Annotated in this window: 19 protein-coding genes and 1 pseudogene; 13 read left to right on the forward strand and 7 right to left on the reverse strand. The window is 61.7% G+C overall.

What is annotated here, in order from left to right:
- Positions 1–176: 176 nt before the first annotated feature.
- Positions 177–3,119 (forward strand): beta strand repeat-containing protein, encoded by a 2,943-nt coding sequence (locus ACFSQT_RS07720; protein WP_379017936.1) that lies wholly within the window; start codon positions 177–179, stop codon positions 3,117–3,119.
- A 123-nt stretch (positions 3,120–3,242) separates the two neighbouring features.
- Here the strand turns inward: ACFSQT_RS07720 and ACFSQT_RS07725 are convergent, their stop codons facing one another.
- Positions 3,243–6,206, reverse strand: coding sequence for an Rne/Rng family ribonuclease (locus ACFSQT_RS07725; protein ID WP_379017937.1), 2,964 nt, complete (start codon positions 6,204–6,206; stop codon positions 3,243–3,245).
- A gap of 652 nt (positions 6,207–6,858) precedes the next feature.
- Here ACFSQT_RS07725 and ACFSQT_RS07730 point away from each other — a divergent pair.
- The 6 genes from ACFSQT_RS07730 (at position 6,859) to ACFSQT_RS07755 (ending at position 13,157) form a co-directional block, all read left to right on the forward strand.
- Entirely contained in the window at positions 6,859–8,121 is a 1,263-nt protein-coding gene (locus tag ACFSQT_RS07730) for an N-acetylmuramoyl-L-alanine amidase (RefSeq protein WP_379017938.1), read from the forward strand.
- A gap of 1 nt (position 8,122) precedes the next feature.
- The gene (locus tag ACFSQT_RS07735) at positions 8,123–8,338 is read left to right on the forward strand and encodes a hypothetical protein (protein WP_379017939.1); all 216 of its coding nucleotides are present in this window, start codon (positions 8,123–8,125) and stop codon (positions 8,336–8,338) included.
- The gene (locus tag ACFSQT_RS07740) at positions 8,335–10,791 is read left to right on the forward strand and encodes a penicillin-binding protein 1A (protein WP_379017940.1); all 2,457 of its coding nucleotides are present in this window, start codon (positions 8,335–8,337) and stop codon (positions 10,789–10,791) included. The genes ACFSQT_RS07735 and ACFSQT_RS07740 overlap by 4 nt, the downstream gene beginning before the upstream one ends.
- A gap of 117 nt (positions 10,792–10,908) precedes the next feature.
- Positions 10,909–12,040, forward strand: a protein-coding gene (prfB, locus tag ACFSQT_RS07745) for a peptide chain release factor 2 (protein ID WP_379017941.1) whose coding sequence is annotated in 2 segments (ribosomal slippage) — positions 10,909–10,974 and positions 10,976–12,040 — 1,131 coding nt in all. Because the reading frame shifts where the segments join, the coding sequence is not laid out codon by codon here.
- Positions 12,041–12,104: 64 nt separating this feature from the next.
- Entirely contained in the window at positions 12,105–12,527 is a 423-nt protein-coding gene (locus ACFSQT_RS07750) for a GFA family protein (RefSeq protein ID WP_379017942.1), read from the forward strand.
- Between the two features lie 252 nt (positions 12,528–12,779).
- Entirely contained in the window at positions 12,780–13,157 is a 378-nt protein-coding gene (locus tag ACFSQT_RS07755; protein WP_379017943.1) for a hypothetical protein, read from the forward strand.
- Between the two features lie 12 nt (positions 13,158–13,169).
- Here the strand turns inward: ACFSQT_RS07755 and ACFSQT_RS07760 are convergent, their stop codons facing one another.
- A complete protein-coding gene (locus ACFSQT_RS07760) occupies positions 13,170–14,114 on the reverse strand; it encodes an IS630 family transposase (RefSeq protein ID WP_379018015.1) in 945 nt (314 codons plus the stop codon).
- Between the two features lie 477 nt (positions 14,115–14,591).
- On the opposite strand from ACFSQT_RS07760, the pseudogene ACFSQT_RS07765 reads away from it, so the two are divergent.
- The 4 genes and pseudogenes from ACFSQT_RS07765 (at position 14,592) to ACFSQT_RS07780 (ending at position 16,636) form a co-directional block, all read left to right on the forward strand.
- A pseudogene (locus ACFSQT_RS07765) lies at positions 14,592–14,961 on the forward strand (GFA family protein).
- 171 nt (positions 14,962–15,132) lie between these two features.
- The gene (locus ACFSQT_RS07770; protein ID WP_379017944.1) at positions 15,133–15,783 is read left to right on the forward strand and encodes a YiaD family glycine zipper/OmpA-like lipoprotein; all 651 of its coding nucleotides are present in this window, start codon (positions 15,133–15,135) and stop codon (positions 15,781–15,783) included.
- A 248-nt stretch (positions 15,784–16,031) separates the two neighbouring features.
- Positions 16,032–16,349, forward strand: coding sequence for a hypothetical protein (locus tag ACFSQT_RS07775; protein WP_379017945.1), 318 nt, complete (start codon positions 16,032–16,034; stop codon positions 16,347–16,349).
- Complete coding sequence (locus tag ACFSQT_RS07780; protein WP_379017946.1) at positions 16,331–16,636, forward strand: hypothetical protein; 306 nt, start codon at positions 16,331–16,333, stop codon at positions 16,634–16,636. The genes ACFSQT_RS07775 and ACFSQT_RS07780 overlap by 19 nt, the downstream gene beginning before the upstream one ends.
- A gap of 194 nt (positions 16,637–16,830) precedes the next feature.
- On the opposite strand, the gene ACFSQT_RS07785 is transcribed toward ACFSQT_RS07780, so the two are convergent.
- Entirely contained in the window at positions 16,831–17,103 is a 273-nt protein-coding gene (locus ACFSQT_RS07785; RefSeq protein WP_379017947.1) for a DUF2798 domain-containing protein, read from the reverse strand.
- A gap of 47 nt (positions 17,104–17,150) precedes the next feature.
- Positions 17,151–18,032, reverse strand: a complete 882-nt coding sequence (locus tag ACFSQT_RS07790; RefSeq protein WP_379017948.1) for an NmrA/HSCARG family protein — start codon at positions 18,030–18,032, stop codon at positions 17,151–17,153.
- Between the two features lie 119 nt (positions 18,033–18,151).
- Here ACFSQT_RS07790 and ACFSQT_RS07795 point away from each other — a divergent pair, with 119 nt between their 5' ends.
- A complete protein-coding gene (locus tag ACFSQT_RS07795) occupies positions 18,152–19,045 on the forward strand; it encodes a LysR family transcriptional regulator (RefSeq protein WP_379017949.1) in 894 nt (297 codons plus the stop codon).
- A gap of 162 nt (positions 19,046–19,207) precedes the next feature.
- Here ACFSQT_RS07795 and ACFSQT_RS07800 read toward each other — a convergent pair whose 3' ends face one another.
- The 3 genes from ACFSQT_RS07800 to ACFSQT_RS07810 all read right to left on the reverse strand — a co-directional run bounded on the left by ACFSQT_RS07800 (position 19,208) and on the right by ACFSQT_RS07810 (position 22,440).
- Positions 19,208–20,788: a DEAD/DEAH box helicase gene (locus ACFSQT_RS07800; protein WP_379017950.1), complete on the reverse strand. Its 1,581-nt coding sequence runs from the start codon at positions 20,786–20,788 to the stop codon at positions 19,208–19,210.
- Between the two features lie 192 nt (positions 20,789–20,980).
- The gene (locus ACFSQT_RS07805; RefSeq protein WP_379017951.1) at positions 20,981–21,754 is read right to left on the reverse strand and encodes an NAD kinase; all 774 of its coding nucleotides are present in this window, start codon (positions 21,752–21,754) and stop codon (positions 20,981–20,983) included.
- Positions 21,755–22,203: 449 nt separating this feature from the next.
- Complete coding sequence (locus ACFSQT_RS07810; protein ID WP_379017952.1) at positions 22,204–22,440, reverse strand: hypothetical protein; 237 nt, start codon at positions 22,438–22,440, stop codon at positions 22,204–22,206.
- A gap of 47 nt (positions 22,441–22,487) precedes the next feature.
- On the opposite strand from ACFSQT_RS07810, the gene ACFSQT_RS07815 reads away from it, so the two are divergent.
- Positions 22,488–23,453, forward strand: coding sequence for an NAD-dependent epimerase/dehydratase family protein (locus ACFSQT_RS07815; RefSeq protein WP_379017953.1), 966 nt, complete (start codon positions 22,488–22,490; stop codon positions 23,451–23,453).
- The last annotated feature ends 137 nt before the right edge of the window (positions 23,454–23,590 follow it).

The following is a 23,590-nucleotide window of genomic DNA, read 5'->3' on the forward strand; positions in this document are numbered from 1 at the left end:
ACATGCAGCTTTACTAATAAATCCCCCACGCCCCGCCGACAAAGTTACAAAGTTGCCATAACTACAGTAACGCGTAGGGAACGACTGCAAATTGGTACCACCAGTCCTTGACCAAGACGGGTCTCCTGACGCAGTCTTTTGTCTTAAACCCTGCCTGCTGCGAAAGAGAACGAGTCATGCCCATCGGACGCATCGGACAGGAAGTCATCGTCAATTCGACAGCACCGACCTATCAGTATTACCCTGCGATCACGACGCTGGCCGATGGCCGCTTCGTCGACATCTGGCATTCCTATGATGACGGCGACACCATCGGCACCTGCATCCGCGCCCGCATCTACAATGCTGACGGTTCAGCGTCCGGCAACGACTTCGTCGTCAACTCGACGACAGCATTCGATCAGTCTAGCCCCGCGATCACAGGGCTGGCTGATGGCCGCTTCGTGGCCACATGGTGTTCCGATGACTTTGGCGACGGCGATGGCACCTGCATCCGCGGCCGGGTTTACAATGCCGACGGTTCAGCGGCCGGCAGCGACTTCATCGTCAATTCGGCGACAGCATTCGATCAGGTTAACCCCGCGATCACGGCGCTGGCCGATGGTCGCTTCGTGGCCACCTGGCAGTCCTACAACACCGTCAACGGATCCAGCGTTTGCATCCGCGGCCGCGTCTACAATGCCGACGGTTCAGCTGCCGGCAATGACTTCATCGTCAATTCGACGACAGGGGCCTATCAGGATAGCCCGGCGATCACGACTCTGGCCGATGGCCGCTTCGTGGCCACCTGGCAGTCGACCACCGACGGCGAGAACTACAGCATCTGCGCCCGAATCTACAACGCCGACGGCAGCGCGGCCGGCAACGACTTCATCGTCAATTCGACGACAGGGGCATACGATCGGTTTAACTCCGCGATCACGGGGCTGGCCGATGGCCGCTTCGTGGTCAGCTGGCAGTCCTATGACGGCACCGACGGATCCGCCGGCTGCATCCGCGCCAGAATCTACAACGCCGACGGCAGTGCGGCCGGTAACGACTTCATCGTCAATTCGGCGACATTTAGCGATCAGGCCAGTCCCGCGATCACGGGGCTGGCCGATGGCCGATTCGTTGCCACCTGGGATTCCCTTGACCCAGGCGACCACGGCTGCATCCGCGCCCGCCTGTACAACGCCGACGGCAGTGTGGCCGGCAACGACTTTATCGTCAACTCGACAGTAACGGGCTATGGGGGCCCTCCGGCGATCACGGCGCTGGCCGATGGCCGCTTCGTGATCACCTGGGATTTCTATGGCAGCATCCGAGCCCAGATCCTCGATCCGAACGTCTTTGTCGGCACCGCCGCGGATGACATCTGGCAAGGCAGCAATGTCTTCGCTGACCACATCAATGGCGGCGACGGCAACGACACGCTGTCGGGTCTTGGCGGCAATGATACGATCAACGGCGATGCGGGCAACGACATCCTCAACGGTGGCGCCGGCGCCGATACGATGAGCGGCGGCATCGGCAACGACACCTACTATGTCGACAATGCCGGTGACCATGTCATTGAGACCCTTGGCCAGGGCACCGATACGGTCAACAGCTCCATCTCCTTCAATCTATCCGGTCAGGAACTGGAAAATCTGACGCTGACGGGCTCGGCTGATATCAACGGCACCGGCAACTCGATTGCGAATACCATGTCAGGCAATTCGGGTATCAACACGCTGATGGGCCTTGGCGGCAATGACACGCTGGACGGCAAGGGCGGCGCCGACACCATGCAAGGCGGCCTCGGCGATGACACCTACTATGTCGACAATGCCGGCGACCATGTCATAGACGTGACTGGCCAGGGCACCGACAGCGTCTTCAGTTCCGTCTCCTTCAGTCTCTCCGGTCAGGAGCTGGAGAACCTGACACTGACGGGCGCGGCGTCCATCAACTGCGCCGGCAACTCGATTGCCAACGTCCTCACCGGCAATTCAGGCGTCAACACCCTGACCGGCCTTGGCGGCGACGATACGCTGGACGGCAAGGAAGGTGCCGACACCATGCAAGGCGGCATCGGCAACGACACCTACTATGTCGACAATGCCGGCGACCATGTGATCGACGTGACTGGCCAGGGCACAGACAGCGTCTTCAGTTCCGTCTCCTTCAATCTCTCAGGCCAGGAACTGGAGAACCTGACATTGACAGGAGCGGCGTCCATCAACGGCATCGGCAACTCGATCGCCAACATCATTACCGGCAACAGCGGCAACAACATCATCGATGGCCTTGGCGGCGCCGACACCATGCAAGGCGGTCTCGGCAACGACACCTACTATGTCGACAATATCGGCGATCATGTCATGGACGTGCTCGGCCAGGGCACCGACCGCGTCTTCAGTTCCGTCTCCTTCAATCTCACCGGTCAGGAGTTGGAGAGCCTGACACTGACAGGTGCTGCGCATATCAACGGCACCGGCAACTCGATCGCCAACACCATCACCGGCAACAGCGGCAACAACATCATCGACGGCCTTGGCGGCGCCGACACCATGCAGGGCGGTCTCGGCAACGACACCTACTATGTCGACAATGCCGGCGACCACGTGATCGATACCATTGGCCAGGGCGCCGACAATGTGCGGGCCTCTGTTAGCTTCAATCTTTCCGGCCAGGAGCTGGAGAACCTGACATTGACAGGCGCCGCATCCATCAACGGCACCGGCAATTCGATCGCCAACACCATCACCGGAAATTTGGGCAACAACGTCATCAACGGGCTTGGCGGCAACGACACGCTGAGCGGCAGCACCGGCCAGGACACCTTCGTCTTCACCACCGCGCTCAATGCCTCGACCAATGTCGACCGCATCACCGACTTCTCGGTTGCCGATGATACCATCAAGGTTGACAATGCAATCTTTGCCGCGCTTGGCGGCAACGGCACGCTGACTGTCGACCAGTTCATCAAGAACACCACTGGGCTTGCCGGCGACGGCAGCGATCACATCATCTACGAGACCGACACCGGATGGCTCTACTATGATAGTAACGGCAGTGCGGCGGGCGGCTCCACCCATTTCGCCACGCTGGCCGCAAACCTCGCGCTGACAAATGCGGATTTCGTCGTCGTGTAAAGGTCAGCTGGCACTTCGGTTTCGTGTCAGAGATGACCCGTCGCCAGATATGAAAAATCCCGCGCCGTCTTTCGATCGGCGCGGGATCTTTTATCAAAAAATCAATTCAAGCAACTGAAAAGCTTAGAAAAAGCCCTTCCGCTGCCACCAGCCTGCGCGCTTCGGCTTGTCTTCGGTCTTGGCCGCCGGTTCTTCCGCAACGGTCGAAGACACCACAGGCACGACCGGCGCATCCACTGCCGCCGGCTTGCGCCGTGACGGGCGGGCCTTCGGTGTTTCCTCGACCCTCGCTGCCGCTGCCTCGTCGGACGCGGTGACCGGCGTCTCGACTGGTGCTTCCGCCTCGGCAGCCGGCTCCTCGGCGACGACCTCGGCCGCGGCCTTCTTCGGCTTGGCGGCACGACGGGGCTTCTTCGGCTTTTCGGTGCTCGGCGCGTCGTCATTGGCCGGCGCAAGCGCCACTGGCGCTTCGGCCGGTGCGGCAACTATCGGCTCGATCGACACAGGCTCGCTTTCGGAAGCGTCAGCTTCGGCGGACTCGGTCGTTTCGCCCGCGCTTGCTTCGGCCTCGGCTTCACCGTCTTCGCGGCGATTGCGCTTGCCGCCGCGCTTGCCGCGCCGGCGCTTCTTGCCCTGGCCGTCGTCGGAAGCCTCAGCCGTTTCAGAGCTTTCGGCAACACCAACAGCGGCGTCGTCATCCGCCTCCGCGTCGCTATCGCTGGCTGCCGAGTCGGAGAACTCATCGGCCGGTGCGGAGACCGAAGACCCGTCCGCGGGCGCGCCATGTTCGCGGTCGCGATCCTTGCCGCCGCGACGCCGCCGGCGCTTGCGGCGCTTGCGGTCGCGGCCTTCGCCGTCTTCGCCACCGGCGGCAGGCCGCGGCTGCTGCGGCTGCTGGCGAGGCTGCTCGGCCTGCACCGGTGCCTCGTCGTCCTCCTCGACGACGACAATCTCGTCCTCCTCGGGCTCTTCCGGCTCGACATAGGCAGGGAAGCTGCGCGCCTCGACAAAGCCTTCCGGCTTTTCAGCCAGCGCGCCGCGGAAGATCGCATAGTGCTGCGCCCCGACCGAATCGTCGGGCTCGACGGTGATGGTCAGCCCGAAGCGGCTTTCGAGTTCCACCAGCGTGCCGCGCTTGTGGTTGAGCACGTAGAGTGCGGTCGCCGCCGGCGTCCGTACCGTGATGTGGCTGCGCGAATCCTTGAGCAGGAATTCCTCGATCGCTCGCACCACCATTAGCGCGACCGACGAATCGGAGCGCACATGGCCGGTGCCGCCGCAATGCGAGCAGGGCTTCATGGTCGATTCCAGCACGCTGGCGCGGATGCGCTGGCGCGACATCTCCATCAGGCCGAAATGCGAGATGCGACCGACCTGGATGCGCGCACGGTCGTTCTTGAGGTGATCCTTCAGCCGCTTCTCGACGGAGCGGTTGTTGCGGTTCTCCTCCATGTCGATGAAGTCGATGACGATCAGGCCGGCAAGATCGCGCAGCCTGAGCTGGCGGGCGACTTCCTCGGCCGCTTCCAGGTTGGTGTGGAGCGCGGTGTCCTCGATCGAGTGCTCCTTGGTGGAGCGGCCCGAATTGACGTCGATGGCGACCAGCGCCTCGGTCTGGTTGATGATGATGTAGCCGCCGCTCTTCAGCGTCACTTGCGGCTGCAGCATGCGGTCGAGCTGCGCCTCGATGCCATTGCGCACGAAGATCGGCGTCGTGTCGCGGAACGGCTGAACCACCTTGGCGTGGCTCGGCATCAGCATGCGCATGAAGTCCTTGGCCTCGCGGTAGCCTTCCTCGCCGGAGACAAGAATCTCGTCGATGTCCTTGTTGTAGAGGTCGCGCACCGAACGCTTGATCAGGCTGCCTTCCTCATAGACCAGGGCAGGGGCCGTCGACTGCAAGGTGAGACTGCGGACATTTTCCCAAAGCCGCATCAGATATTCGTAGTCGCGCTTGATCTCTGCCTTGGTGCGGCTCTCGCCGGCGGTGCGCAGGATGACGCCCATGCCCTGCGGCACTTCGAGATCGGCAACCACCTCCTTGAGGCGCTTGCGGTCGACCGCGCTGGTGATCTTGCGCGAAATGCCGCCGCCGCGCGCCGTGTTCGGCATCAGCACCGAATAGCGGCCGGCAAGCGACAGATAGGTGGTGAGAGCGGCACCCTTGTTGCCGCGCTCTTCCTTGACGACCTGCACCAGCAGGATCTGCCGGCGCTTGATCACTTCCTGGATCTTGTACTGGCGGCGCACCGGCTTGCGGCGGTTGCGCACCTCTTCCAGCGCATCCTCGGCGCCGACCGATTCGACCTCGTGGTCGTCCGGATGCGAGGACTGGACTTCCTCGAGCATGCCGCGATCATTGTCGCTCGACGTTGCTTCGCTGCCTTCCGCTTGCGGGACGGCTTCGGAAATCACATCGGCTTCAACCGAGGCGGCGATCGACGTCGGGCCGCCGTCGCGGGTTTCGGTTTCGTCCTGCTCGGCAGAACCTTCGTCATGCCCGGACGCATCGGCATGTTCGGACGCATCAACATGCCTGGACGTATCGACATGTTCGGACGTATCGGCCGCGTGTTCGATGATCTCGGAAGTGTGAGAGATCTCCTCGACAACGACATCGCCGCCATTGTCGCTGCCTTCGCTTGGCTCGCCGGAGCCTTCGCTCTCGCCGGCCGGGCCTGCATCGCGCCTGTGCTCGCCGCGGTCGCGGCTCTTGCCGCCGCGCCGGCGTCCGCGCCGCCCACGATCGCGGCTCTGGCGATCCTCGCCGTCGCCGTCCTCGTCCTCCTCGTCTTCTGCCTCCTGCGCTTCCGCGCGCAGCAGTGCCTGACGGTCGGCGACCGGAATCTGGTAATAGTCGGGGTGTATTTCACTGAAGGCGAGGAAACCGTGACGGTTGCCGCCATATTCGACAAAGGCTGCCTGCAGGGAGGGTTCGACACGCGTTACGCGGGCGAGGTAGATGTTTCCTTTGAGCTGCTTCTTGTCCTGGGATTCAAAGTCGAATTCTTCAATACGGTTACCGCGAACGACGACAACGCGTGTTTCCTCCGGGTGGGAGGCGTCTATCAGCATTTTGTTGGGCATTATTTCGTTTCCCCCCGGCAGCCGTCAGCCGCAGCTTGCGAGGCAAGGCCCGCTGCTGCGTGTCTGGAGTGTGGGTGCCGGATACTTGATCGTCCGCCGGCCGCCGCTTGAGCGCCATGGCGGTGCCGCCCGCAGCCATAATGGCGCGGTTTGATGCGGACCTTTCCATGATTGCGCTTGAAGCCATCGTCACCAGCAGAACCTTTTGAACCAAAGCCCGGACGAACCGGACCAGCTTGTTTGCTCATACAGAGCCGGCGCGGGGACAAACCCGGCCGTTTTCCTCACGCAGGCGATTCCCCCGCCACGGGCGCACACCTGCGAAATTCGTCGCGATCACCTGAAGCCTTTTCGCGTGAAGCGAAAGGAGCCGCCTTTCGTCTGACCCTGTAGCAGGAAGCTGCGGAGGAGGGCGGTTCCAGGATTGCAGTGATCCACCATCGCTTTTATGATTTGGCGGGGTGGAAGGCAACCCCGATTTCCGATGCCGGCAAAAAGCAGTTCCGTAACGTAAGGACAGGTTCCGACCCTTGCATGAAAAGGCTTGGTTAACCTTCTCTGGATACCAATCGTTAATCGAGTTCGCGGCCTAGACGGCACTTCGACGACACGACGGCGCCTGGCGCCAAACCGGGAGCGACTGGGAAGAGAGATGGGACTGGCAGACTTCACAGACAAGGGATGTCGTGTTGGCGGCCAGGTTCTCGGCGCCTTCTGCCTCTTGCTGCTGCTGGCGATCCCTTGTGCCTTTTCTTCCCTGGCCAATGCCGCTGACGCACCGCTGGTGGCAAAAGGCTACAAGATGGCGGGCGATGCCGCCAAGATGCGCATCGTCATCGATTTCGACCGCGAACCTGATGTCAAATGGTTCCTGCTGCGTGGCCCCAATCGTCTTGTCATCGATCTTGCGAATACGAGATTCGCCATTGACGCCAAGGACTTGAAAGCGCGCGGCCTGGTCAGGGGCGTGCGCCTGGGCGAGCTCGGCGACGGCGTTTCGCGGCTGGTCCTGACCGGCAAGGGACCGTTCGCCGTCGACAAGCTCGATGTGCTCAAGAACGAGGACGGAACCGGCTACCGCATTGCCATCGACATGTCGGCGGCCTCCGAACGCGAGTTCGACGCGGCACTTGCCAATCAGGCGCTGACCACCGGATCGACGGTTTCGACCGACAAGGGAGGGCGGGTCGGCACCGGACCGGTTTCCAATCCGGGCCATCGCTTCACCGTCGTCATCGATCCCGGCCATGGCGGCGTCGACGGCGGCGCCGAGGGCCTGAACGGCACCATCGAAAAAAACGTCACGCTCGCCTTCGCCACCGAACTGCGCGACAAGCTCGCGGCCGTCGGCAACTACGATGTGTTCATGACGCGCGATACCGACGAGTTCCTGCGTTTGGATGATCGCGTGCGCATTGCCCGGCAGCACGAGGCCGATCTGCTCATTTCCATCCACGCCGACACAATCAGCGTCAAGGGCATTCGCGGCGCCACCGTCTACACCGTTTCCGACAAGGCTTCGGATCCCGAGGCGCAAGCGCTTGCCGACCGCGAAAATCTCTCCGACCAGTTCGCCGGCATGGAAATCAAGAACGATAACAAGGAAGTAACCGACATCCTTATCGACCTGATCCGCCGCGAAACGCATAATTTCTCGATGAGTTTCGCGCACACGCTGGTCGGCCAGCTGTCGACCAGCGTCGGCCTCATCAACAATCCGCAGCGCTCGGCGGGGTTCAAGGTGCTGAAAGCACCGGACGTTCCGTCCGTGCTGGTCGAGCTCGGTTATCTGTCGAATGCCAAGGACGAGGCGCAGCTGCTCAACGCCGACTGGCGCGGCAAGGCGGCTCAAAGCATAACCAATGCCGTCGCGCTTTTCGTTTCAGCCAAGGCCGGGGCCGGAACCGGAGGCTGACATGCTCGGCGTCGCCCACAACCGGAGGCAGCGTTGCGCGACGACAACAGCCGGTGCCTTTATTTCCGGCTTGCGCTCACGAATTCAGGCATTGCCGTATTTTGTCCACATGGTGGCGACATGGGTTTTCGATTACGGATTGGGACCGGCTCGAAAGCTTGCGTGGAAGGCGGCTTCGTTTAGGGAATTCCCGAACCAAGGACTGGAGCGGGTATGATTCGTCTCATTGGCTATTTTTTCGGCATCGGCACGACGCTGGCCCTTCTGGTCGCGGCGGGCGTTGCGATCTACATCGGCCATTTGTCGAAGGATCTGCCCGACTACGAGGTGCTGGCCAAATACGAGCCGCCGGTGACCACCCGCATCCATGCGTCGGACGGCGCGCTGATGGCCGAATATGCCCGTGAGCGGCGCCTCTACCTGCCGATCCAGGCCATACCGGATCGCGTCAAGGCGGCCTTCCTGTCCGCGGAAGACAAGAACTTCTACAACCACCCCGGCATCGACGTGACCGGCCTTGGCCGCGCCATCATCGTCAACCTGCAGAATTTTGGCTCGGGCAAGCGCCAGGTCGGCGCCTCGACGATCACCCAGCAGGTGGCGAAGAACTTCCTGTTGTCCTCGGACCAGACCTATGAGCGCAAGATCAAGGAGATGATCCTCGCCTTCCGCATCGAGCAGGCCTATCCCAAGGATCGTATTCTCGAGCTCTACCTCAACGAAATCTTCTTCGGCTTCGGCGCCTATGGCGTCGCCGGTGCGGCGCTGACCTATTTCGACAAGTCGGTCAACGAGCTGACCGTGGCCGAGGCCGCCTATCTGGCTTCGCTGCCGAAGGGACCGAACAACTACCATCCCTTCAAGCATGCCGATCGCGCGCTGGAGCGCCGCAACTGGGTCATCGACCAGATGGTCGAGAATGGCTATGTGACACGCGAGGAAGGCGCCAAGGCCAAGGTCGAGCCGCTGGGCGTGACGCCGCGCCGCAACGGCACCTATCTTTTCGCCGGCGAGTACTTCACCGAGGAGGTGCGCCGCCAGATCATCGCCCGTTACGGCGAGAATGCGCTTTACGAAGGCGGCCTTTCCGTCCGCACGACGCTTGATCCGAAGGTTCAGCTCATCGCCCGCAAGGCGATGCAGAATGGGTTGTTGAAATACGATACGCTGCGCGGTTATCGCGGGCCGGTGACATCAATCGACATGTCCGGCGACTGGGGCGTGCCGCTGGGCAACGTCAAGGGGCTGGAGGATGTCCCCGAATGGTCGCTCGCCGTCGTGCTCGACAGTTCTGAGACCGGCCTGTCGATCGGCTTGCAGCCCGCGCGCCAGGCGTCGGGCGAGATCGTCAAGGAACGCGTCGAAGGTACCGTCAGCAAGGAGGACATGGGTTTCGCCATGCGCCATGTGGTCGACGGCAAGACCGTCAAGGCCAAGTCGCCGGCGGACGTGTTGAAGCCGGGCGACGTCATCTTTGTGCAGAAGAACGATGGCGCCGACGGCGCCTACAGCCTGCGCCAGGTTCCAGAGGTCGAGGGCGGCCTGATCGCCATGGATCCGCATACCGGCCGCGTGCTGGCCATGGTCGGCGGCTTCTCCTACGCGCAGTCCGAATTCAACCGCGCGACGCAAGCCATGCGCCAGCCCGGGTCCTCGTTCAAGCCGATCGTCTATTCGGCCGCGCTCGACAATGGCTATACGCCGGCCTCGGTGATCATGGACGGGCCGATCACCATCCAGAGCGGCAACACGACCTGGACGCCGAAGAACTACGACGGCACGGTGGCGGGCCCGGCGACATTGCGCTCCGGCATCGAGAAGTCGCGCAACCTGATGACGGTCCGGCTTGCCAATGACATGGGCATGAAGCTGGTCGTCGAATATGCCGAGCGCTTTGGTGTCTACGACCATCTGGCGCCATATCTGCCGATGGCGCTGGGCTCCGGCGAAACGACCGTGATGCGCATGGTGTCGGCGTATTCGATCATGGCCAATGGCGGCAAGTCGATCAAACCGTCGCTCATCGACCGCATCCAGGACCGCTACGGCAAGACGGTGTTCAAGCAGGACGAACGCGGCTGCCAGGGCTGCAATGCGCCCGAATGGCAGAACCAGCCTGAGCCGGAACTGGTCGACAATTCCGAGCAGGTGCTCGATCCGATGACCGCCTATCAGATCACCTCGATGATGGAAGGCGTCGTGCAGCGCGGCACCGGCGCCACCATCGGCGAACTCGGCCGCCATATCGCCGGCAAGACCGGAACGACGAACGACGAAAAGGACGCCTGGTTCATCGGTTACACGCCCAACCTCGTCGTCGGTCTCTATATGGGCTACGACACGCCGCGCGGCCTTGGCCATGGCGCCACCGGTGGTGGTCTCGCGGCACCTATCTTCAAGGACTTCATGCGGGTGGCGCTGGATGGCACGCCCAATGTCGACTTCAAGGTGCCGGAAGGCATGAGTCTGGTCGCCATCAATCGCAAGACCGGCATGCGTGCCGCCTCGGGTGACCCCGGCACCATCATCGAAGCCTTCAAGCCGGGCACCGGTCCCGCCGACAGCTATTGGGTGATCGGCATGGGCGCCGACGGCTCCAATGCCACCGGCGGTGCGCTGTCGCCGCAGGCCAACCAGGCCATCCAGTCCGGCGGCGGCGGCCTCTACTGACGATTTTCGTGGGCGGATGGGCTGGCCTTGCGCCAGCCCATTTTGCTTTACAGCCGGCGGCAGCCTCCCTATGTATCGCGCCGACCGATTTCACAAAACAGGACAGAACAGCCAGCCATGCGCGCGGAAACGCAGAATATTGTCGACGAGATCAGGCAGGCGATTACCCTGCTGAGGAGGCATCTTTGACTGGGATCAGGCCATAAAGCGGCTTGAATACCTCAATGTGCGCGCCGAGGATGCCAGCCTCTGGAACGAACCGCTGGAAGCGCAGAAGCTGATGCGCGAACGCCAGGGCATCGAGGAAGGCATCGCCTCGGTGAAAGGCCTGACGCAGGCGCTGGAAGACAATATCGGGCTGATCGAACTCGGTGAGGAAGAAGGCGACGAGGGCGTCATCGCCGAGGCGGAAGCCGCGCTCCGTTCCATGCAGGGCGAAGCGAAGGCACGCCAGGTCGAGACGCTGCTGTCAGGCGAAGCCGACGCCAACGACACCTATCTCGAAGTCCATGCCGGCGCCGGCGGCACCGAAAGCCAGGACTGGGCTTCGATGCTTTTGCGCATGTACACGCGCTGGGCCGAGCGGCGCCGCTTCAAGGTCGAAGTGCTGGAAGTACATGACGGCGAAGAAGCCGGCATCAAGTCCGCCACGCTGCTGATCAAGGGCCACAACGCCTATGGCTGGCTGAAGACGGAATCGGGCGTGCATCGCCTGGTGCGCATTTCGCCCTACGACAGCAATGCGCGCCGGCATACGTCGTTCGCCAGCATCTGGGTCTACCCGGTCATCGACGACACGATCGAGATCGACGTTTCCGAATCCGATGTCCGCATCGACACCTATCGCTCGTCCGGCTCGGGCGGCCAGCACGTCAACACCACCGATTCGGCGGTGCGCATCACCCACCTTGCCACCGGCATCGCGGTCGCCTGCCAGGCGGAACGGTCGCAGCACAAGAACAAGGCCAAGGCCTGGGAGATGCTGCGCTCGCGCCTCTACGAGGAAGAGCTGAAGAAGCGCGAAGCCGTTGCCAACGCCACCGAAGCGTCGAAGAGCGATATCGGCTGGGGTCACCAGATACGCTCCTATGTGCTGCAGCCCTATCAGCTGGTGAAGGATCTTCGCACCGGCGTCGAGAGCACCAGCCCGTCGAGCGTGCTCGATGGCGATCTCGACGATTTCATGGAAGCCTCGTTGTCGCAGCGCATCGAAGGCGGTGCGGGTGAAGCGGTCGCGGACCTGGACTGACGCGCGCCGCTTAAAGTGCGCAACGGCCGGAGGACAGGACCCTCACATTGACCTGGATTGAGCGATGGATCGCAAGCTTGTCGGAAAATGCCTGTGCGGCGCTGTGCAATACGCCGTCAGGGATGAGTTTGTTTACGCGGCCAACTGCCACTGTTCCAATTGCCGACGAACCACGGGTTCGGCCTTCAAGCCGTTCGCCGGTATCGAGCGCGAAAAACTTGCATTGAGCGAAGGCGAGGACAAGCTTCTGATCTTCGGCGACCAAAGCGGCCATGATGCGCATTGCGGGCTGTGCGGTTCGTTGCTCTATTCGCTTGTCCGCGAAGGAAGCTTTGTCCATGTCGCCATGGGAACCCTTGTCGACGATCCGAGCATCCGCCCCACCGCCCACATTTTCGTCGGCTCGAAGGCGGGCTGGTTCACCATCACCGACGACCTGCCGCAATATGAAGAGCATGTCGTGGCTGCCGGAACTGTCGACGAATAGGCGTCGACCGGCCGCCCAATGCATGTCGCCCAAAAGTGGCTCCGGTTTTGGCGCAACGAGGTGCATAAAACCAAGCCTTGAATTTCTTGCGCCGACTCACATTTGCGCTCACCATCGCCGCATTGAGGGGAGACAAAAAGCATTTATGGCCGGGCGCGGCATATCTGCAAGCTGACGATCTGGCTGCTGGGAAGACACGTTCCGGGAACGGGCAAGCGAAACGCTTGAACCTCGTTTGAAAGGAATGTTCCCATGTTTGCCGCCAGTCCCAGATCGGCCTTCGCCGTTCAATCGGTTGGCCAGCTTCTCCTCCCTCTGTGCGCAACTTTTGCGATCATGGTCCTGGCGCCGCCGGCGTTGGCGCATGACGCCAAGCCGACCGCGGCGAAGCCGCAAGGCTGGAGCTATCCATTCGCCTGCTGCGCCAATTACGATTGCCACGAGGTGTCGCAGACCTCGATCAGCGAGCGCCCGGAGGGCTATGTCATCAAGGACACCGGGGAGGTGTTGGCCTACAGCGACAGACGAATCAAGGATTCGCCCGACGGCGAGTTCCATTGGTGCGCGCATGAAGCCGGGCTCGATGCAGGCAAGACCATTTGCCTGTTCGTGCCGCCTTCGTCCTACTAGAGCACGTCCGGTTTAATCTGGGTCATAACCTGCGGCCTTGAAGTAGTTCTGGCATTCGGCTGGGGTGAAGAGGTCGACGAGCGATCCGACGGCGGTCCACAGGGCTGTGATTGTCCTCTCGGCTTTGGCCCGCATAAGAGCCTTGAGTTTTGAGAAGGCGTTTTCGATCGGATTGAAGTCGGGGCTGTAGGGCGGCAGGAACATGAGCCTCGCGCCGGTCGTCTCGATTGCATCGCGAACGCCGGCGGCCTTGTGGGCGGGAAGGTTGTCCATCACGACGATGTCGCCCTCCGACAGGGTCGGGACCAGCACCTGCTCGACATAGGCCAGGAATACGTTGCCGTTCATGGCGCCGTCATAGACGAACGGGGCGGTCATGCCCGTCAGCCGCAGTGCGCCGGTGAAGGTGGTGGTTTTCCAATGGCCGTGCGGCACGCCCGCCCGGCAACGCTCACCGCATGGCGCACGGCCCCGCAGCCGGGCCATCTTGGTCGATAGTCCAGTTTCATCGATGAACACCAGCTTTGCCGGATCGAGATCGAGTTGGCCGTCGAACCACGCACGACGGCGCTTCAGGATGTCGGGACGATCCTGCTCCAGTGCATGTGCGGACTTTTTTTTGAACGTCCAGCCGTGCCGGCCAAGCCAGGCGCTTAAGGCGCTGCGACTGATCCGAGCCGATCGCTCGACCGCCAGCCGCTCTACCATCTCGTTCAGCGTGATGTCCTTGCGCTCATCGATCAACCCCACGATGAAGGCTTTATGCGCATCGAGGCTGGACGCGCGTCGACGGCCTTGCGGCCGCGGCGTCCGCTCGCCGATCTTCGCCCGTGCGATCCACCGGATTGCACTCGATATGCCGACGCCGAACCGCGCCGCCGCCTGCCGGGCAGACATGCCCGCGTCCGAAGCCTTCAAGACCCGCGATCGAAGATCGTCGCTCAGTGCTCTTCCCATCATCCACCTCATCAAAGTGGATGTTGAATCACCCGCGAAGCCCGACGTCACATCACAATCGATTCATTGATCGCGGGACGTGCTCTAGGGCAATTCCAGAAAAGTGTGAAACGGTTTTCCAGGGAAAAGCGCATAGCGCTTGCCCTGGGGAATTGCGTCAAAACAAGGGGAGCATGATCCCGAAAAGTGGGAACCGGTTTTCTCGGACAAACGGAAAACCGTTTTTCTCGGACAAACGGAAAACCGTTTTGTCCAGAGATCATGCTCAAACGAACGGATAGAGCCCATCCCGATTCCATCAGGATGGAACGGGCTCTGGGCTCCTTCTGACCTGGATTTTGCCAGAAGGTTCAGACTGCGCGTCGTTTTCGGGCCGCGCCAGCGTGTCTGGCGGGTCTGCTGACAGACGGTTGTCAGGAGCGCCTCTTTATGCTGCCTTTGCCGCGCGAGGGGCTGGCGACTGGAGGAGGTTCGTTGATGACCATCAAGGCGAGTTGTCATTGCAAGGCGACGACATTCGAGGTTTCGCAGGCGCCGCAGACGGTAACGCAATGCACCTGTTCGTTCTGCTCGAAACGCGGCTCGCTCTGGGCCTACTACCTCCCGTCGCAGTTCAAGCTCACCAGCCCGCCGGAGAACGTTTCTGTCTACCAGTGGGGGTCGAAAACCGTAAAGCACGGTTTTTTGCGCCACCTGCGGCTGCGGCACCTTCACGGAAACGCCGGACTGGTCGACCGGCGAGCCGGATTTCGACAATCCCAAGATCAGCGTCAATTCGCGGCTGTTCGATGATTTCGATTTCGACAAGGTCGAAGTGGTGGTCATCGACGGCAAGAATCTCTGGTAGCCCCCGGAGCGTATCCAGCGGCAATGCTGCACTTTACCGGGGAATTGGTCCTTGGGAATAGCCGTGGTCAGCGCTTTTCCTGTTCCGTTTTTCGCCGCATTTCATGTTACAAGTCGCGGTAAGGGCTGATTTGGCGCCGTCGTAAGGCGTGACTTGGAGAGGGACCATCCTATGAAGAAGACCGTGCTCGTCGTCGTGGCGACGGCTTTGCTCGTGAGCGCCTGCACCACCACCGATCCGTATACCGGCGACCAGAAGATTTCCAACACCGCCGCCGGTGCTGGTCTTGGCGCCTTGGCGGGTGCCAGCCTTGGCCTGCTTGCCGGTGGCAACGACCGCCGCAACGCGCTGATCGGCGCGGGCATCGGCGCGCTTGCCGGCGGCGCCATCGGTGCCACCATGGACCAGAACGAGGCCGAACTGCGTCGGCAACTCGAGGGCACCGGTGTCAGCGTCACCCGCAGCGGCGACCAGATCATCCTCAACATGCCGTCGGACATCACCTTCAACACGGATCAGGATGCGGTGAAGCCGGGCTTCTACCAGGTGCTGAATTCGGTCGCGCTGGTGCTGAAGAAGTTCAAGCAGACCACGGTCGACGTCTTCGGCCATACCGATTCGACCGGCGGCGACCAGCACAATTTCGATCTGTCGCAGCGGCGCGCGCTGGCGGTCGCCAACTACCTGTCAGGCCAGGGTGTCGATCCGCGCCGCTTCGCCGTCACCGGTTTCGGCAAGACGCGTCCAGTCGCATCCAACGCAACGGCCGAGGGTCGTGCCCAGAACCGCCGCGTCGAGATCCAGCTGTCACCGCTCACCTGATCTGTTCGGCAAGCGAATGCGAAACGGCCCCTACGTGGGGGCCGTTTCTGTTTAAGCGGACGTCGGCGCTCTTTCCGATTGGCGCGCCGGCGTATTAGCTAGTTCTAAATAACTAGTTTCCCGCAGCCGTGGAAAGGAATAGTATTGTCGCTGTTCCGGAGGGGATGAGGCGGTACTACTGGCCGCGCGATCAGCATTTTTTCCCGCCTCGGTCTTGCACGGCCAGATCAGAAATCTGGGAGGAATGCATGACAAGAACAGCCAGCCTTGGGCGCTGCGGCGTCCTCGCTTTAACAGGTCTCCTAGGCGCATGGTTGGGCGTCACTACGGCTCGGGCCGAGGACGCCAACAAGGCCGACATCGATGCCTTGAAAAAGTCGCTCGCCAAATATGAGGACTACACCGCCGCCGTCCGCGACCTCTATCTGTCGACTGTCGGCTGCGTCTACTTCAGCGGAGAAAAGATACCGGGCACGATGGATTACCCGAAAGGCGCCATGGGGATCCATTTCGTCAACGTCCCGAGTGTCGGCCAAAACTCGATCCGATGCACCCCAATGTGCTGATCTACGAACCGACGAAAAAAGGCCTGCGCCTGGTCGGGGCGGAATGGCTGGTGCCGCTGACGCCGGACGTCAAAGCGCCGCCGAAGCTGTTTGGCCAAACCTTCATGGGCCCGATGGAGGGACACTATCCGCTCATCCCGAGGGAGTTCGTCCACTACGATCTTCACGCCTGGTTCGTGGACAATCCGAACGGCATGTTCAGTCCGACGAACCCGAAGGTGAAATGCAACAAGGCCGAGTTTCCGATGCTGGAGAAACCGACCAAGATGATGCCTGGGCCGATGTAACGGGCGAGCCAGGCTAGGCAATTCCAGGAAAAGCGTGAAACGGTTTCCGTCCGGAATTGCGTCAAAACAAAAGAGATAGAACGGTTCGGCGTTTCCGTGAAACGATGAACCGGTCGGGCAGCTGTACCGAGAAGGCAAGCCGGATGGCCGGCTTGCCTTCGAAAGCGGCTGGAGATCGGACCTCGGCGACGCCGTCAGCGCGAGGTCGGCTGATCGACAATTGCCGCAACGATCCGGCGCACGATCGGCAACACCAGCAGCAGACTCGGAAACGCCACAAGCCATGATGCTCCCCATGCATACGGCCAGGTCGCCACGAAGCCGGTTGTCCAGCCCGCATTGATCAGCGTCGACACTGCCGAAACAATGCACGACATCATGATGGAAAGAACGAATGGCATGACCAGCGCATTGTAGGAGGGCGGCAGTTTCCTCGATTTCAAAATCTTGTCCGATGACGCTCGCATCAAGTATCTCCTGTTCAGAAAGTGGACGTATGCGCGGCTGAGCGCGATCAGGTGGCATGCGCCGTTTGCAGGGCCAGGTTCCGGATGAAGCCGCGCAACGAACGCGGTTCGCGGCCCAAGGCGGCGCGCAATGTCAGGCTGTTCCCGCCAAGGCCACAGTGGGCGTAGTGGCCAAACACCTTGGCCAGCAATTGCATCTGGAGGTCGCTGTAGGGGAGGCGGGCATTCGCGGCCCACTCGGCAAATGTCGGCTCGCCCGCAAAGACCGGGCGGCCAAGTTCCTCGCCCATTATTGACGCGATCTCTTCCCGGCTATGCATACCCGCGCATAGCTCGATCGTCGCATAGGACAGTCGCGCTTCGGTCAATGCGATCGCTGCCACTTCAGCGACATCGCGGTAATCGACACGCGCCACCTTCGCCGTCTTTGGAAACGGTTCCGAGAAAACACCATGCTCGACGACGGACGGCCAGGCGGCTGCGATATTCTGCATGAAATTGGCAGGGTGCAGGATCGTATATTCCATCGTCGTCGAGTAGAGGGCGTCCTCGACAGGCACCTTGCTGGCATGGTTTTTCAGCTTCGTATTGGTCGGCTGAATCACCGACGAGAAGACGAATTTTTGAACGCCCGCCTGCGCCGCCGCCTCAACCATGGCAACCCCCATGGCGGCTTCATCGGGGGCAAAGGCCGGTCCGATATGGAAGACCCCGGCGACGCCCTCGATGGCGCTTTCGAGGCTTCGGCGATTGCGTAAATCGCCAGTGGCGACCTCGGATGCGCCCAGCATTCGGGCCTTCTCGGCGTTCGCCGGATCATGGACGAGCGCTCGAACCGTGGCATTGCGGCGCACAAGTTCGGGCACGACCAATCCGGCAAATCGACCGCTGGCGCCAACGACCAGTACGGTTGGATTGGCTGCTTGCATGACAACTCCCTTCCATCAAGCCTGTCCTCGCGGGACAACTTGCAAGGAGGTACGATGTCGCGATCGGCGTTACAATCGCCAGGTCTTGTGATAGATTATATCGATTATCGGGAGAGTGTATGAGCCGGATAGACGACTTCGAGGCCTTTATCGCGGTCATCGAGCATGGAAGTCTGACGACTGCCGCGCGCCGGCTGAACCGCTCGCTGCAGTCGGTCAGCCGGTCCCTGGCGGCGCTGGAGGAATCGGTCGGCGTCGAACTGGTCCACAGAACGACGCGGCGCTCGACACCGAGTGAAGCCGGGGCAGCCTTTTTCAACCGGATCAAACCCGCGGTCGACGAAATAAACGACGCAAGACTTCAAGCGATCAATCAACGATCGGAGCCATCAGGCATCCTGCGCGTCGGGGCGCCAGTTCTGTTTGGCCCGAACGTCCTGATGACCGTCATCGCCGAATACATGCGGACATATCCCCGGGTCGAGGTCGATCTTCAACTTTCCGATGGATTTTCCGATCTTGGTGCCGAAGGTCTCGATCTGGCGATACGCATCGGCGACTTGCCGGATTCCAACTTGAAGGCCAAACGCCTGGGGGCGTTGCGGCGCGTTGTGTTCGGCGCGCCTTCCTATTTTGCGCGGTTCGGCCGGCCGACCCATCCCTTCGAACTGAGTGAGCACAGTTGCATCATCAGAACCGGCAACGGGCGTCCAGGCGAATGGACGTTTCAGATCGACGGGAAATCCCGGACCGTGAAGGTCGCGGGCGCTTTTCGCTCCAATCTGATGACCTCGGTCTATGCCGCCGCAATCCACGGACTGGGTTTGGGATTCTCGCCTCTTTGGCAGATAAGACATCTGGTGGATGATGGTCGCGTCGAGCTGGTTTTGACGGAATTTGAGCCGGCGCTGGTGCCGATCCATGCCTTGTGGCAGGAAGGCCGGTCATCTTCGGCCAAGGTTCGCGCGTTTCTGGATTTGTTGGCATCCCGCCTGGAACTCAAAAGCCTGTAGCATCGACGGGGCTATTGAAGCGCCCCATGTCAGGAGCGACAGGGCAGATCGAGCCTGTTTTGCGGTTGCCGGGCATGGCGCCGATTGATGCTGGAGCGGGCTCCAGCTCTCACATCCCGTCCAAGAAAGCTGCGCATCCTCGGGACGCGCGGCTCTATGGTATCAGACCTTGGCGACGATCCGCATGAAGGCCGGCATGTCATCGCCGAAGCCGACGGTGGCGTCGTTGTCTTCCTGGCGGTGGCGGGCAGGGCGGTTGCTGTCACGCTGCGGCCGGGTGTCACCACGTTCCGGTGCGCGCTGTTCGTTGCGATCGGATGATTTGCGCTCGGTGTTTTCCGAACGGATCGCATCCTTGCGCGCGCGCCGTTCGCCGATGTCGGCGACTTCGACCTCAGCCACCACGGGCTGATCCTCGCGTACCGTTGCCGGCGCCGCATCCTCGCTGTGCTTGGCGTGGCGTTCGCGTGGTTTGCGCTCGCCCCTGTCCTTGCGATCGTCATCCTTGCGGCCGGCTCGGCGTGGCGCGCCTTTGCCACGGCGCGGAGCGTCGTCCTCGCCTTCGCTGGCGACCACTGTCGACAGGTCGCCATCATGCCACTCGATCTTGTTGCCGATCAGCCGCTCGATGGCGTCGATATATTTGGTGTCGGACTTGGTCGCGATGGTGAAGGATTTGCCCGAGCGCCCGGCGCGGCCGGTGCGGCCGATGCGGTGGACATAGTCCTCGGCATGGATCGGCACATCGTAGTTGAAGACATGGCTGACGTCGGGGATGTCGAGGCCACGCGCCGCGACGTCGGAAGCGACCAGATAGCGCAGCTTGCCGTCGCGGAAATTGGCCAGCATCTGCATGCGCGCGCGCTGGTCCATATCGCCATGCAGGGCGCCGGCATCGAAATCATACTTCAGCAGCGAGCGGAACAGCTCCGACACCTCGACCTTGCGGTTGCAGAAGATGATGGCGTTCTTCAGCTCCGCGTCCTCGGCCTTCATCAGATTGCGAAGGGTTTCGCGCTTGTCCCAGGGCTTGGGGCCGGATTTTACCAGGCGCTGGATGATGTTGGTCGCCGCTGACGCGGCTTTCGAGACCTCGACGCGCACCGGCGCGTGCAGGAACTTTTCGGTGAGCTTGGTGATCTCCGGCGGCATCGTCGCCGAGAAGAACAGCGTCTGCCTGGTGAACGGGATCATCTCGCAGATGCGCTCGATGTCGGGGATGAAGCCCATGTCGAGCATACGGTCCGCTTCGTCGATGACGAGGATCTCGACGCCGTTGAGCAACAGCTTGCCGCGCTCGCGGTGGTCGAGCAGGCGGCCAGGCGTCGCGATCAGCACGTCGGCGCCGCGCTCCAGCTTCTTGTCCTGTTCGTCGAACGAAACACCGCCGATCAAAAGCGCGATGTTGAGCTTGTGATTCTTGCCGTATTTGACGAAGTTTTCCTCGACCTGCGCAGCGAGTTCGCGCGTCGGCTCGAGAATGAGGGTGCGCGGCATGCGGGCGCGGGCGCGGCCCTTTTCCAGCCTTGTGAGCATTGGCAGCACGAAGGATGCCGTCTTGCCGGTGCCGGTCTGGGCAATACCCAGCACGTCCTTGCCGAGAAGCGCGTGCGGGATGGCGCCGGCCTGGATCGGCGTCGGCTGGGTGTAGCCGGCATCGGTGACTGCGGAAAGGACCTTCGGCGACAGGCCGAGGTCTGAAAAGGTCAACGCTTCTGGAGCGATCGTGGTGTCTGAGGACAAGTGTTGTTGTCTTTGGCTGGTTCGGGGAAGCGCAACGGCATCTGTCGCGGCAAGCGCCACGCGCCTGCAAGATTGGTATTGCGATTAGGCGCAAGCCCACGATTTGTCAACAGAAACGGGCGGCAATGGCACGATTGTGAAGTTGTAAGCTTAATCGGGATGCTTAATCGAGGTGTCGGTCGCTGTGCCGGCTCAGTAACGGAACTGCTCCGCGAGAATGCGTTCGTTCCAGGAATGATTGGGATCGAACAGCAACGTTGCTGTCGCGGTCGGCGATTCCCTGACCGTGATCGAGGTCACTGCCTTGACTTCAGTATGGTCGGCGGCGGCATTCACCGGCCGCTTTTCCGGCTCGAGGATGTCGAAGCGCACGGTCGCCTTGTTGGAGAGCAGCGCGCCGCGCCAGCGGCGCGGGCGGAACGGGCTGACCGGGGTCAGCGCCAAGAGTGGGGCGTCGAGCGGCAGGATCGGTCCATGCGCGGAAAGATTGTAGGCGGTGGACCCGGCCGGCGTCGCGATCATCACGCCGTCGCAGCTCAGTTCCTCGAGCCGTACCTGCTCGTCGACGGTGATGCGGATCTTGGCCGTCTGATAAGATTGGCGCCAAAGCGCCACCTCGTTGATCGCCAGCGCCGAAACCGTTTCGCCACCCGAGGTCACGGCCAGCATCTCCAGCGGGCGGATCGTCTCGGCGACCGCGGCCGCGAGACGCTCGGTGAGGCCACCGGAACGATACTCGTTCATCAGGAAACCGATGGTGCCACGGTTCATGCCGTAGACCTTCTTGCCCGTGCCCATCGTGTCGCGCAGGGTCTGCAGCAGGAAGCCGTCACCGCCAAGGGCGACGACGATCCCGGCTTCCTCGATGGAGGACTGGCCATAGCGCGCCGACAGGCTTTCCAGCGCCGTCTTGGCGTCAGCGGTGTCGGACGAGACGAAGGCGATGCGGCTGGCGGCTTGGCTCATGGTTCCCCGATGACGACCGGTTGGCGGCGGCAGGTTACCGGGCCGCGCCAGCGTCGGGTAGCATGGGCGGGGCACGTCTGCAAAGAGAGCCGTTGTTCCGGACGGCGAGGCGATCGCAAAAACGGTGGCATGCGGATCTGGCGTTCGCACATCATGTCAAAGGCGATGCGAATGTGATGGTTAAGACCAACCTTAAAGTCTCGTAAAGCCGGATCGTTCATGTTAGCCGGCAGTGGATGGGTGGCGTGGGGCCTAGCCAATCGAGGCCGACATATTGCCGGTAACACGCCTGATCATTGTCTTTCTGATGCTGGGAAGTTTCGCTCTTGTCTTCGCCGAACTGGTGCGCCAGTCCGAAGAGACGAGTTTCCGGCCTCAGCCCACGGCGTCGCGCTGCGGTGATGCAGCCGGAACGCCATGCCCGCAAAGGGCGCTGTAATTCCCGATGATCAGCTGATCGTCTGCCCGATGGCCGACAGTGTCGGCGCGCCCGGCTTCGGTACGCGAGATCGCCGGCAGTTTTCTCCTTGAAAGCAGGGGCCGGTCGGCCGCCGCGCGTCCGTTGCGTGCGCCAAACCTTGCTCGTTGCGCTTGCGGCCCTTCGCGGCGTAGATGAGAGCATCGATTTGCGGAAAGGCTTTTGGGTCGGTGGCAGTGGCCACGTATCCGCTGTTCTTGGGAAACAAGCCCTGCGGCTCGTTGACTGGCCGGGTGTCTGGAGGGGGAATTTTCCATGTCGCGCAGCGTGTTGGTTTCCGGTGGCTGCGGTTTCCTGGGCTCGCACCTGATCGACTGCCTGCTGCGGCGAAGCGATCTGGAAAAGCTGGTCGTCGTCGACAATCTATGGACCGGGACGCGAGACAACATTGCGCATGTCACCGACCCGCGTTTCAGCCTGCGGATTGCCGACGCCGAAAGCTTTTCATCCAGTCAGCGCTTCGATGAGATCGTCCATCTCGCGTCGCCCGCTTCGCCGATATGGTACATGCGCGAGCCGGTGCGCACCATCAAGGCCAACATAGGCGGCGCGCTCAATCTTCTGATGCTGCTCAAGCCCGGCGGTCGTTTCTGCTTTGCCTCGACCTCGGAAGTCTACGGCGATCCCCTGATTTCCCCGCAACCCGAGAGCTACAGGGGGTCGGTGGACTGCACCGGTCCCAGGGCCTCTTATGATGAAAGCAAGCGCTGCACCGAGGCATTGCTGTTCGAGCAGCAGCGCGTCAGTGGGCTTGATGTTCGTGTCGTCAGGATTTTCAACACATATGGTCCGCGAACCCGCATGGACGACGGCCGTGCCATTTCGAACTTTGTCATCCAGGCCCTGACGACAGGGGTCCTGACGGTTTACGGCGACGGCTCCCAATCGCGCAGCTGGGGTTATGTCGACGACATCGTCGAGGGACTGGAACGTTTCTTCTGGCGCGACAGCATCTCGCACCGTGGTCCGCTGAACATCGGCAACGATCACGAGGTTTCGGTTCAGCACATCGCTGAATTCGTCAGCTCGCTTGTCCCCGGCAGCCGCATCGAGCACCACCCTCCGGCTCCCCAGGATCCAACCAACCGATGTCCGGACCTGACTTTGGCGAGGCATGTCCTTCCTGGCTGGCAAGCGAAAACCGGCTATCAGGAAGGTATTGAGCGCACCTTCGAGTGGTTTCGCCAACGGATCGCCGGGAGCAAGCGGTCGACGGCGTGACGCAAAAATCGGCCGCATCGCCACGGGTCGAAACCACGGCCGTGTTGGCAAAAAGATATTGACTGTATGTTTAGTCATGGTTATCCCTGATGGTGAGGACAAAGTTGGCCAGCCGGCTTCTGCAGGTGAATGGCCAC

It is taken from the genome of Mesorhizobium calcicola, from assembly GCF_042682105.1.
Taxonomy (GTDB): Bacteria; Pseudomonadota; Alphaproteobacteria; order Rhizobiales; family Rhizobiaceae; genus Mesorhizobium; species Mesorhizobium calcicola.